Source organism: Rahnella sp. RFA10(1/100) (assembly GCF_004195115.1).
GTDB classification, from domain to species: domain Bacteria; phylum Pseudomonadota; class Gammaproteobacteria; order Enterobacterales; family Enterobacteriaceae; genus Rahnella; species Rahnella perminowiae.
Genome location: NZ_SEWR01000002.1, coordinates 481,777 through 494,151, shown reverse-complemented (window position 1 = coordinate 494,151; position 12,375 = coordinate 481,777). Strand labels below are relative to the sequence as shown.

Below are 12,375 nucleotides of genomic sequence, written 5' to 3'. Positions count from 1 at the left end.
GCGCATTATAGCTAATCCCCGCCTCTTGTCATAAAGTCTCTGGTTGTTCATAAGACTTTACATGCTGAGAGGCAGTCTTCAGTGCCCATTCTTTCACGTTTATTTGTTCATCCGGTCAAGTCAATGCGTGGCCTGCAGGTTTCACACTCGCTGGTTACGGCAACCGGTCTGGCGTTTGATCGCCAGTTCATGATTACCGATCCGCAAGGCATGTTCATTACAGCCCGCCAGTATCCGAATCTGGTCCTGTTCACGCCGGTTTTATTACCCGATGGTCTGATGATTTCAGCCCCGGAAGGCGAAAGTATCACCGTCAAATTTCGAGATTTCGCAGGCGTTAGTTCGCCGACAGAAGTCTGGGGCAATCAGTTTACCTCACTCATCGCGCCGGAACCTGTAAATCGCTGGTTAACGGGTTATTTAAATCATGACGTACAGTTGCGCTGGGTTGGCGAAGAACCCACACGCCGGGTGAAAAAACATCCGGAAGTGCCGCTGTCGTTCGCTGACGGATTCCCGTATTTGCTCATCAATGAAGCCTCGATGCAGGATTTACAGCACCGCTGCCCGGGCGGGGTCAGGATTGAACAGTTCCGCCCAAACATCGTGGTCAGCGACGCGCCAGCCTATGCCGAAGACACCTGGCAGACGATACGCATCGGGGACGTTGTTTTTGATCTGGTGAAACCATGCAGCCGTTGTATCCTGACCACTGTCAGCATCGAAAAAGGTCGCAAACATCCGCGTGGCGAACCCCTGAGAACCTTGCAGGGCTACCGTACAGCCAGCGACGGCGATGTGGATTTTGGTCAAAACATGATCGCCCGCAACGGTGGCGTGATACGCACAGGCGACAGTGTTCAGGTGCTGGCAACCAAGCCGCCACGTCCGTATAGCGCAGGCGACGTTATTGAAAATGTGCAAGCACCAAAAACCACCGCGCAGAACATCAGTATTGATTATCAGGGAACGCAGTTTACCGGCAATAATCAGCAGATTTTGCTCGAACAGCTGGAATTACAAGGATTACGTATCCCCTATTCCTGTCGTGCCGGAATTTGTGGCGCATGCAGAATGACATTGAAAGCAGGGAAAGTCTCGCCGCTGAAAGAGAGTGCGGTGGGAAAAGACGGAACGATATTGTCGTGCAGCTGTATTCCGGCCTCGGATATCGTGCTCGGCTAAAAATATTCCGCAATTACCCAAAACAGGTCGGGTGACAGGAAAACGGCAAGAGAAGGAATCCCGATGAGCTTACACAGGTAAGTGATTCGGGTGACTGTGCGCAGCCAACGCATCTGCAACTTGAAATATGAAGGGTAATTTATACTGCCTGATCGTAGACATCACTGTCGACCCGGAATGCCGCTGGCATTAACCGGTCATGCATCACTTTGATTGCGTCACCCAGCACCATGCCACGCCCTGCCACCGTCAGTCGCTCCTGCGCCAGCAGGCACAGACTGGCATTATCACCCGATTCCACTACCAGCAACGTGGCCTGTTCACCGCTTTCCATCACCTGCACCTGAGCAAGTTGACCGTTAGCGGGCTGGAAAGGACGCATCTGCTGACTAAAATGCCAGCTCTTTGGCATCAGCGGTTTTAAAAAACGGTAAGCGACTAAAGCATTCAACACTAATTCAGCACGTTGTTCAGCCGCGAGACGAATATGTTTGCACTGTTCTTCAAAATCAAAATAGAGCGCCGCATCATCGACACAAAATGACATATTTCCAAAGGCATCAGGGGTTAGCATTTTAGCGGGGAAACGGGAACGGAAAATCATACCATTGGCGAGATCTAGCATAAGCCGGTCATGTTGCGTATCAAAATACCAACGCCAATTATCATCGGGTTTAATCTTCATTTCGTCATCCTGTTTGCCCTCGTGCCTTCTGTCTGGGTTCATTACCGCCTAATCTGTAAGAATAGATTTTTCAGTACTGAAACGATATCAGACAAATCCTGAGCCTGAATTACGGTCAGTGGACAAAATATAGACGAGCCGGGTTAATAAATAAACCCCTGACTCGTCTTCAGGATAAAAAATATTAGAGATGGGTAACAATATCTTTGATCAGGCCCGGGCCTTTAAAGATAAAGCCGGAATAGATTTGAATTAAGGAAGCGCCTGCCGCCATTTTTTCACGCGCCGCAGTTAATGAATCAATACCGCCAACACCAATAACAGGCAGGCGTCCTTGTAATTCATTAGAGAGCATGCGGATGATTTCTGTACTGCGAAGTTGTACCGGGCGCCCGCTCAGGCCACCGACCTGGTCGCAATGATTCAGCCCCTGAATGAGTTTACGATCGAGTGTGGTATTCGTCGCAATGACGCCATCCATATTATGACGGACTAAACTGTCAGCTATTTGGATCAGTTCTTCCTCAGAAAGATCCGGCGCGATCTTTACGGCAACAGGCACATATTTTTGGTGGCGTTGCTGTAGCTCAAGCTGTTTATTCTTAATCGCTGCCAGCAAATCATCCAGCGCTTCACCGTATTGCAGTGAGCGTAATCCGGGGGTGTTAGGTGATGAAATATTCACCGCAATATAACCTGCGTACGGATATACCTTTTCCATACAGGTCAGATAATCCTCTTTACCCTGCTCGACCGGTGTATCTTTATTCTTGCCAATATTAATCCCCAGGACGCCGCCAAAGTGTGATTTTTTGACGTTATTCACCAGATTATCCACGCCATGATTATTGAAACCCATGCGATTAATCAGGCCTTCAGCTTCAACAATACGGAATAAACGTGGCTTATCATTTCCGGCCTGCGCACGCGGAGTCACGGTACCGACTTCAATAAATCCAAAGCCCATTGCCCCGAGCGCGTCAATACATTCGCCGTCTTTATCCAGGCCAGCAGCCAGCCCCAGAGGGTTCTTAAAGGATAATCCCATGCAGGTCACGGGCCTGGCCGGCACTGACTGGCGGATTAAAAATTCAAAGGGGGTGCCGGAAATACGGCTCAGCTGACGAAAGGTTAACTCGTGGGCTCGCTCTGGATCGAGCTGAAACAGTGCTTTCCTGACAAGAGGATAATACATGGAGACTCCTGGATTCCCGGTGGCTAGACGGGGCGGTATTATTGACTAAGCGCCGGACAATTGGAAATGATAACCGGCATATTGGCTAAATAATTGCTCCGTTAAGCAAACGATTACTTTTTAGTTACCTTTACTTCACTTTTCTTCTCTTTCCCGCCATCGCTGCGCAGCGCACTTAACACGCGCTTTATCTGATTTAAAACTTTCCATAGCCAAAATTGAGATTTCCGCTCCGCCGCCTCTGCCTGCTAGGTTTACCTCACTTCGTTAATAAAAATGATAGTTCTATAACAGATTGTTATAAGGAATAAGCAAATGCGTGTAGTCACCCTGGCAGGTAGCCCGCGACAACCCTCCCGCTCCTCTTCGCTGCTGGCGCTCAGCCACCAGTGGCTGGCGAGTCGTGGTGTTGAAGTCTTCACCTATAATATTCAGGATTTCTCAGCTGACGATCTGCTGTTCGCTAATTTTGGCAGCCCGCAGCTGAAGCAGTTGAATGCGGAACTGGCACAAGCAGATGGCCTGATCGTCGCCACACCGGTATATAAAGCTTCTTTTTCCGGAGCACTGAAAACTCTGCTCGATTTACTGCCTGAACGCGCACTTGATCATAAGGTAGTGCTGCCGCTGGCCACCGCCGGATCCATCGGCCATATGCTGGCCGTCGATTACGCATTGAAACCGGTTCTTGCCTCTCTGAAAGCACAGGAAGTTTTGCAGGGCGTTTTCGCCGATGACAGCCTGATTACTGACTATCAGACATTCCCCGCCACGCTGGCCCCCGCACTGGAAGAGCGTCTGATTGAATCTCTGGAAAATTTCTATCTGGCGCTGAGCCGCCGGCGTCCGCAGCAACCCTCTGTTGCATCACTTTCTGCGCAAGCCCTGCGTGTCTGAGTTAAAAAGGACTTAATCATGCCTGCTTCTGTCTCTTTATTACGCCGCTTCCCTGTTGTGATCAGCCTGCTGGCCAGCCTTTTGCTCAGCGGTACCGCCACGGCTCAGGAAAAGGATCCGGCGCAATTGCGTATTGCCTACCAGAAAGGATCTGTCGGACTGGTGCTGGCGAAATCTCATCAGTTGCTGGAAAAACGTTTCCCGGACACCAAAATCAGCTGGGTAGAATTTCCTGCCGGCCCCCAAATCCTTGAAGCCCTGAACGTCGGGAGTATTGATCTGGGCGGTACCGGTGATTTGCCGCCGTTGTTCGCGCAGGCCGCGGGCGCGGATTTGCTGTATATCGGCTCTGAACCGCCGAAACCGAAAGCGGAAGTCATTCTGGTCGACAGCAACAGTCCGATCAAAACCGTGGCAGATCTTAAAGGTCATAAAGTCGCTTTCCAGAAAGGTTCCAGCTCTCACAACCTTTTGCTGCGCGCCCTGCAACAGGCAGGCCTGAAATTCAGCGATATCCAGCCGGTGTATCTGACGCCTGCTGATGCGCGCGCGGCCTTCCAGCAACATGACGTGGATGCCTGGGCCATCTGGGATCCGTACTATTCGGCTGCCCTTGTTGAGGGTGATGTCCGTGTTCTGACCGACGGCTCGACACTGCATCAGACCGGCTCCTTCTATCTCGCACCGAAAAAATATACCGAAGCCAATCCTCAGTTTATCAGCCAGGTTCTGGAGGTGTTGACGCAGGCGAATGCGCTGACCAAAACCGACCGTGAGCAAAGTATCAAACTGCTTTCCCTGTCAATGGGACTGCCGGAAAAGGTGGTGGCGTCCTATTTGGATCATCTGCCGGATATGCCTATCACGCCGGTCAGCAACGAAACAGAGAAACGCCAGCAACAAACCGCCGATTTGTTCTATCAGAACCACATTTTACCTAAGCCGGTTGAGATTAAAGATCGCATCTGGAAACCGGCCGTACAAGCTAACTGAATAGCTATTTAGCCGCCGCTGAGCGGTAACGAATCGCAAACTTTGAGAGGAACATAAAGATGAGTCTGAACGTATTCTGGTTTTTACCTACCCATGGCGATGGCCGCTATTTAGGCACTGAAGAAGGAGCCCGCGTCGTCGACCACGGTTATCTTCAACAGATCGCGCAAGCGGCTGATCGCTTAGGTTTCGGCGGTGTGCTGCTACCGACCGGCCGTTCATGCGAAGATTCATGGCTGGTAGCTGCCTCGCTGATCTCCGTCACGCAGCGGCTGAAATTTCTGGTCGCACTGCGCCCGGGCATTATTTCCCCTACCCTGGCAGCCCGTCAGGCCGCGACGCTCGACCGGCTTTCAGGGGGACGCGCCCTGTTTAATCTGGTGACGGGTGGTGATCCGGCTGAACTGGCCGCAGAAGGTTTACACCTCAACCATAAGGAACGTTATGAAGCGTCAGCGGAATTTACCCGTATCTGGCGTCGTGTTCTGGAAGGCGAAACCGTCGATTACGAAGGCAAACACATTCAGGTAAAGGGCGCGAGTCTGATGCATCCACCGGTCCAATACCCTCGTCCGCCACTGTATTTCGGCGGGTCTTCTGACGAAGCGCAGGATCTGGCTGCCGAGCAGGTTGAACTGTATCTGACCTGGGGCGAGCCTCCGGCGCTGGTGAAAGAAAAAATTGAGCAGGTCCGCGCCAAAGCGGCTGCAAAAGGCCGCACCGTGCGTTTCGGTATTCGACTGCACGTAATTGTACGTGAAACTACCGAAGAAGCCTGGCGTGCTGCCGACAAACTGATCGCCAACGTGGATGACGAAACTATTCAACGCGCCCAGGCAGCTTTCGCTAAAACCGATTCCGTCGGCCAGCACCGGATGGCAGCATTGCACGGCGGCGACCGCAACAAACTGGAAATCAGCCCGAATCTCTGGGCCGGCATCGGTCTGGTCCGTACCGGAGCAGGAACGGCGCTGGTAGGTGATGGGCCGACAGTCGCCGCACGTATGCAGGAATATGCAGATCTGGGTATCGATACCTTTATTTTCTCCGGTTATCCGCATCTGGAAGAAGCGTATCGCGTCAGTGAATTGCTTTTCCCGCATCTGGATCTGGCAAAACCTGAAGACGACAGTACCGTGAAGAAAGCCATCTTGCCGCGTGGCGAACTGGTTGCTCATGACTTTGCGACCAAGCGCACTGCCAGCCAGCACTGAGGAGAGCAGAAATGACAACGACACAACGCTGGCTGAACCGTGCAGCGCCGTGGGTGGTGCCGGTGGTTTTGATCGGTGGCTGGCAGCTGGCTGTCGAAGCAGGCTGGTTATCCAACCGCATCCTGCCCGCACCGAGCGCAGTGGTGGAAGCTTTCTGGACGCTGGCCAAAAGCGGTGACCTTTGGCAGAACCTGAAAATCAGTACCTTTCGCGCACTGACTGGTTTCGCCATCGGTGGCAGCCTCGGGTTGCTGCTCGGCTTTATTACCGGGCTTTCCCGCTGGGGTGAGCGCCTGCTCGACAGCTCTTTGCAAATGCTGCGAAACATTCCACATCTGGCGCTGATCCCGTTGGTGATCCTGTGGTTCGGCATTGACGAGTCCGCGAAGATTTTCCTGGTGGCGCTGGGGACGCTGTTCCCGATTTATCTCAATACCTACCACGGCATCCGCAATATTGACCGTGGTCTGCTTGAGATGTCGCGCAGCTACGGGCTTTCCGGTTTCCCATTGTTTATTCAGGTGGTATTACCGGGCGCGTTACCGTCAATTATGGTTGGCGTACGATTTGCGCTGGGGTTTATGTGGCTGACGCTGATTGTGGCTGAAACCATTTCCGCGAACTCCGGGATTGGTTATCTGGCGATGAATGCCCGCGAGTTTTTACAAACTGACGTCGTGGTTGTCGCCATCGTGCTTTACGCCATTCTTGGCAAACTGGCCGATGTCCTTGCCCGCCTGCTGGAAAGTGTCTGGCTGCGCTGGCACCCTGCTTATCAGAAGAAACAAGGAGATGCCGCATGAATGCCCCCGCTCGTATCCCGCAAGGCACGCCGGTGACACTGTCCGGCATCACAAAAAAATACGGCAACCGCGCCGTGCTGAACGATATCAATCTGCGCATACCACCCGGCCAGTTTGTCGCCGTCGTCGGGCGCAGCGGCTGTGGCAAAAGCACCCTGTTGCGGTTGCTGGCCGGACTGGAGAAAACCACACAAGGCGAACTGCTCAGTGCCAGCGCACCGCTGAGTCAGGTGCGAGAAGATACGCGTCTGATGTTTCAGGATGACCGCCTGCTGCCCTGGAAGAAGGTGATTGATAACGTAGGATTAGGCCTGAAAGGCCCGTGGCGTGAAGCCGCACAGGCTGCGCTGGAAGAAGTCGGGCTGGCAGATCGCGCCAACGACTGGCCGTCAGCATTATCCGGCGGACAGAAACAACGTGTGGCACTGGCACGTGCACTTATCCATCGTCCCCGGCTGTTATTGCTGGATGAACCGCTGGGTGCACTGGATGCGCTAACGCGCATCGAAATGCAAAGCCTGATTGAACGCTTATGGCAGCAACATGATTTCACCGTGCTGCTGGTGACGCACGATGTCAGCGAAGCCGTGACCGTTGCTGACCGCGTGATCCTTATCGATCAGGGGCAGATTGGCATGGATTTAACGGTTGATTTACCGCGTCCGCGCCGTAAAGGTTCTGCACGACTGGCAGAACTGGAGGCCGAAGTGCTGGAACGCGTACTGACGCCACAGACTGCGCAAAATATGGCTCAGGAAGCGAAACGCGCGCAGAACTGATTTCAGCTTTCAGTGGATCTAAAACGAAAAAAGGGCGATGTTTCCATCGCCCTTTTGCTTTGCTGCTGTTTATTCTGACAGGCTTGCCATAACAGGCAATTACGCCTCTAGCGCTTTGGTGATTTTTTCGAATAAATCACCGGACAGATTTTCCAGCCCTTTCAGTTGTTCAAGTGCCTGACGCATCAGCGCCTGACGGTGCTGATCGTAACGCTTCAGACGGATCAACGGCTCAATCATACGCGCCGCCACCTGCGGGTTACGGGTATTAAGATCGGTGAGCATTTCAGTCAGGAACTGATAGCCACTGCCGTCTGTGGCGTGAAATGCACGAGGATTCGCCGAGGCAAACGCACCGATTAATGAACGAACCCGGTTCGGATTGCCCATGCTGAATGAACGGTGGTTAAGCAGTGAACGGACTTTCTCCAGTACATCGGCTGCCGGGCTGGTCGCCTGCTGGATAAACCATTTATCCATGACCAGACCGTCGTGATGCCAGCGCTCATCGTAAGCCGCCATCAGTGATTCACGGCAAGGCAACTGTGCGGAAACTGCCGCAGACATCGCCGCCAGCGAATCTGTCATGTTATCAGCCTGCTCAAACTGAGTTTTAATCAGTTGGTCAGCCAGTGCCACATCGGCAAAGGCCAGATAATGCAGACAGGTATTGCGCAGCGAACGCTTACCGATATCTTCATGCACCACGCGGTACGCAGGCAGACGGTTAGCGTTGTAAACCGCCAGGAATTCATCCGCCATTTCGGTGGCCAGACAACGGGTGATGGCATCGTGAACGGCGCTGATCGCTTGCGGATCGATAATGTCGAACAGTTCAGCGATTTCATTTTCAGACGGCAGGGTCAGGATCTGCGCCGCCAGCGCCGGATCGATATTCTCATCCAGCAATACCGCACGGAACGCATCCGCGACATGCAGCGGCAGAGACAATGGCTGCTTCTGCTGGTGACGCGCCACGTTCAATTTGATGTAGGTTGCCAGCAGGCTTTGTGCAGCGTCCCATCGCGCAAAATCGTTACGCGCATATTTCATCAGGAAAGTCAGCTGATGATCGCCCCATTTGTAATCAAGCTTCACCGGCGCAGAGAATTCACGCAGTAAAGAAGGCACCGGCGGGTATGCCACGTCGTCAAAGATGAACGTTTGCTCCGCTTCAGTGACATTCAGCACGTTACTGACCGTCTGACCGTTTTGCTTGAGCGCAATGACGTTGCCCTGCGGGTCATACAATTCAATATCCAGCGGAATATGCAGAGGCAGTTTTTCACTCTGATCAGGCGTTGCCGGGGTGTTCTGGCTGACTGTCAGGGTGTACTGCTGTTTTTCCACGTCATAATCGTCACGCACGGTCAGTACGGGTGTACCGGACTGGCTGTACCAGCGGCGGAACAGAGAAAGATCAACGTTTGAGGCATCTTCCATCGCCTGCACAAAATCGTCACAGGTTGCCGCGCTGCCATCATGACGCTCAAAATACAGCTGCATCCCGGCCTGGAATTTCTCTTCGCCCAGCAGGGTGTGAAGCATACGGATAACTTCTGAACCTTTCTCATACACCGTCAGGGTGTAGAAGTTGTTCATTTCGATAACTTTTTCCGGACGAATCGGGTGAGCCATCGGGCTGGCATCTTCGGAGAATTGTGCGCCACGCATTACGCGGACGTTGTCAATACGGTTAACCGAGCGCGATCCCAGGTCGGAACTGAATTCCTGATCACGGAATACGGTCAGGCCTTCTTTCAGGCTCAGCTGGAACCAGTCGCGGCAGGTGACGCGGTTGCCGGTCCAGTTATGGAAATATTCGTGGCCGATCACTGCTTCGATACCGAGGTAATCTTTGTCGGTCGCGGTTTCCGCTTTCGCCAGCACGTATTTGGAGTTAAAGACGTTCAGTCCTTTGTTTTCCATCGCGCCCATGTTGAAGAAATCAACGGCGACAATCATAAAGATGTCGAGATCGTATTCGAGATTGAAACGGGTTTCGTCCCATTTCATGGATTGCTTGAGGGATTCCATGGCCCAGTCCGCACGATCCAGATTACCGCGATCGACAAACAGTTCCAGTGCCACATCGCGGCCGGAGCGGGTTTTGAAGGAATCGCGCAAAACATCAAAATCACCGGCTACCAGCGCGAACAGGTAACAAGGTTTCGGGAACGGATCCTGCCATTTGATCCAGTGTTTACCGCCTTCCAGCTCCCCCTGTTCAATACGGTTGCCGTTGGACAACAGATACGGATAACGGGCTTTATCCGCCACAATGCGGGTGGTAAAACGCGCGAGAACATCCGGGCGATCCAGATAATAAGTAATGTGGCGGAAACCTTCGGCTTCACATTGCGTACAAAGTGCTTCGCCGGAAAGATACAATCCTTCGAGTGCGGTGTTTTTCGCCGGATGAATTTCGTTAACAATCGCCAGTTCAAAGGCTTCCGGCAGGCCGGTGATTTCCAGCGCGCCTTCTTTGAGCTGATATTTCGGCCAGTCCTGACCGTTAATTTTCAGGCTGACAAGCGTCAGATCTTCGCCGTTGAGCACCAGCGGAGCCCCTTCTGCGCCCTGTCGTTTAATCTGACTGATGGCGGTCACAAGGGTCTTCTGTGCATCAAGCTCGAAATTAAGGTTAATGTCCGTGATGGTATAGTCCGGTGCACGATAATCGTGGCGGAATTTGGCTTGTGGCAGTTGAGTCATAAAAAACCTTTTGACGTTTCTGTTGTTAAGAGTGATGACGATATAAGTTGATGAAGCAGGTTCTGTCAGCCAGCAAATGGCTGCACAGCGCACCGGACGACCTTCATACTTTTTTATCTTTAAACTCTAACACAGGCATCGGGAAATCCCAGATTGTTGCCAGTTTGTGAGTGCGTATGCGCACCTTTCAACCAAAACACAGAAATTTCTCTAAAACTGTGGTTTTGGCACATCCCGCAGAGACACAACTGTCATGCACATTTTTCGTATAGCTTCATTATATTCAGCATGCCGATCGTCATGCTGATCCCCGGTATTTTCTGGTCTAAAACCCGCGATACCCATCCGGAAAACCTCCGGCCGTTTACTATCGTGAACAAACGTAGCAAAAAACTCATAAGAAAAACGGGGTTTAATCGCCCCGGTTTTTTCTTTCTTAATGTCAGGTTGATTAAATTTCTGTAATCAATTTGTGCTTTTTTTAAGCCGGGGAATCGCCAGATTGCCCATATTACCTATGGTTAAGCACATTTAGGCCTCGACCAGTCCCTGACAATTATGATGTGATGAGGGTTCTTTGACGGGATAATACGGTATACTTCACAGACTTTGCTGTTTTATCCCGAACGTTTTTTTTACGGAACGGTTGTTTGTGTTCAAACACTCAGTTTCTGACGAGGATGCTGTAAACGCGCTATGACTTCATACGCCTCCCCGATTTTGACTTCGCTGTTAGATACCGATGCCTACAAGCTTCATATGCAGCAAGCAGTCTACCATCGCTACCGCAACATCAGCGTCGTGGCCGAGTTCCGTTGTCGTGGTGATGAACTGCTGGGCGAATACGCCAGCGAGATCCGCCAGCAAATTCAGATGATGAGTCAGCTGGCGCTGACGGACGACGAGTTCACCTACCTTTCAGGTCTGCCTTTCTTCACGCAGGATTACCTGAACTGGCTGAAAATCTTCCGCTACAATCCTGAACATGTCATGGTTTCCGATCGCAACGGACATTTACATGTGCGCATCGAGGGCCCGTGGCATGAAGTGATCATGTGGGAAGTGCCGCTGCTCGCGGTCATCAGTGAAGTTGTCCATCGCCAGCGCTCACCACACGTAACAGCGCAAATGGCGGTGGATCAGTTGCGTAAAAACCTCGCCAGTTTTAAACAACAGGCTGCCGATATTGATCTCCGCGCGTTCCGTCTGATGGATTTTGGCACGCGTCGACGTTTTTCCGGTGACGTTCAGGAAGCCATCGTCAGCACGCTGAAAAATGAATTCCCTTATCTGGTCGGCACCAGTAACTACGATTTAGCACATAAATTGCAGCTGACACCGGTCGGCACACAAGCCCATGAATGGTTCCAGGCGCATCAGCAAATCAGCCCGGTGCTGGCTAACAGCCAGCGTGCGGCGTTGCAGGCCTGGCTGGATGAATATCCGGATCAACTGGGAGTTGCCCTCACCGACTGCATAACGATGGATGCTTTCCTGCGTGATTTCGGCAGCAAATTCGCTCATGCCTACCAGGGGCTGCGCCATGATTCCGGGGATCCGTTTGAATGGGGCGAAAAAGCGATAGCGCATTATCAGTCTCTGGATATCGACCCGATGACCAAAACGCTGGTGTTCTCCGACAATCTTGATCTGGACAAAGCGTTACATCTGTATCGCCATTTCCATCAACGGGTGAATCTGATATTCGGAATTGGTACGCGCCTGACATGTAATATTCCGGACGTGAAGCCGCTGAATATTGTCATTAAGCTGGTGCAGTGCAATGGCAAACCTGTCGCGAAACTTTCGGACAGCCCGGGCAAAACAATGTGTCAGGATAAAGCTTTTGTTCAGGCCCTGCGTAAAGCTTTCGATCTGCCGCTGGTGAAAAAAGCTTCCTGACTCTCCC

General features: G+C 52.2%; 10 protein-coding genes. 7 read left to right on the top strand and 3 right to left on the bottom strand.

Annotated elements, in window-relative coordinates; translation table 11 throughout:
* Positions 1-81: 81 nt before the first annotated feature.
* Entirely contained in the window at positions 82-1,185 is a 1,104-nt protein-coding gene (locus ETV65_RS08875) for a YcbX family protein (RefSeq protein ID WP_129952516.1), read from the top strand.
* A gap of 139 nt (positions 1,186-1,324) precedes the next feature.
* On the opposite strand, the gene ETV65_RS08870 is transcribed toward ETV65_RS08875, so the two are convergent.
* Both ETV65_RS08870 and pyrD read right to left on the bottom strand, forming a co-directional pair.
* Entirely contained in the window at positions 1,325-1,870 is a 546-nt protein-coding gene (locus ETV65_RS08870; protein WP_129952515.1) for a cell division protein ZapC, read from the bottom strand.
* A 184-nt stretch (positions 1,871-2,054) separates the two neighbouring features.
* Positions 2,055-3,065 carry a quinone-dependent dihydroorotate dehydrogenase gene (gene pyrD, locus ETV65_RS08865; protein WP_129952514.1) on the bottom strand — a complete coding sequence of 337 codons (1,011 nt, stop codon included), beginning with the start codon at positions 3,063-3,065 and terminating at the stop codon, positions 2,055-2,057.
* A gap of 315 nt (positions 3,066-3,380) precedes the next feature.
* Between pyrD and ssuE the strand changes: the two genes are divergently transcribed.
* Genes ssuE through ssuB form a run of 5 tightly spaced genes read left to right on the top strand, consistent with a single transcriptional unit; the run spans position 3,381 to position 7,751 of the window.
* Positions 3,381-3,962 carry an NADPH-dependent FMN reductase gene (gene ssuE, locus ETV65_RS08860; protein ID WP_129952513.1) on the top strand — a complete coding sequence of 194 codons (582 nt, stop codon included), beginning with the start codon at positions 3,381-3,383 and terminating at the stop codon, positions 3,960-3,962.
* 18 nt (positions 3,963-3,980) lie between these two features.
* Positions 3,981-4,955, top strand: coding sequence for a sulfonate ABC transporter substrate-binding protein (locus ETV65_RS08855; RefSeq protein ID WP_129952512.1), 975 nt, complete (start codon positions 3,981-3,983; stop codon positions 4,953-4,955).
* Between the two features lie 59 nt (positions 4,956-5,014).
* Positions 5,015-6,169, top strand: a complete 1,155-nt coding sequence (gene ssuD, locus ETV65_RS08850) for an FMNH2-dependent alkanesulfonate monooxygenase (RefSeq protein WP_129952511.1) — start codon at positions 5,015-5,017, stop codon at positions 6,167-6,169.
* 11 nt (positions 6,170-6,180) lie between these two features.
* On the top strand, positions 6,181-6,972 hold the full coding sequence (ssuC, locus tag ETV65_RS08845; RefSeq protein ID WP_129952510.1) for an aliphatic sulfonate ABC transporter permease SsuC: 792 nt from the start codon (positions 6,181-6,183) through the stop codon (positions 6,970-6,972).
* Positions 6,969-7,751 carry an aliphatic sulfonates ABC transporter ATP-binding protein gene (gene ssuB / locus ETV65_RS08840; RefSeq protein WP_129952509.1) on the top strand — a complete coding sequence of 261 codons (783 nt, stop codon included), beginning with the start codon at positions 6,969-6,971 and terminating at the stop codon, positions 7,749-7,751. Before ssuC ends, ssuB begins: the two co-directional genes overlap by 4 nt.
* Positions 7,752-7,850: 99 nt before the next feature.
* On the opposite strand, the gene pepN is transcribed toward ssuB, so the two are convergent.
* Positions 7,851-10,466, bottom strand: coding sequence for an aminopeptidase N (gene pepN, locus ETV65_RS08835; protein WP_129952508.1), 2,616 nt, complete (start codon positions 10,464-10,466; stop codon positions 7,851-7,853).
* 696 nt (positions 10,467-11,162) lie between these two features.
* On the opposite strand from pepN, the gene pncB reads away from it, so the two are divergent.
* A complete protein-coding gene (pncB, locus tag ETV65_RS08830) occupies positions 11,163-12,368 on the top strand; it encodes a nicotinate phosphoribosyltransferase (RefSeq protein WP_129952507.1) in 1,206 nt (401 codons plus the stop codon).
* Positions 12,369-12,375: the final 7 nt, after the last annotated feature.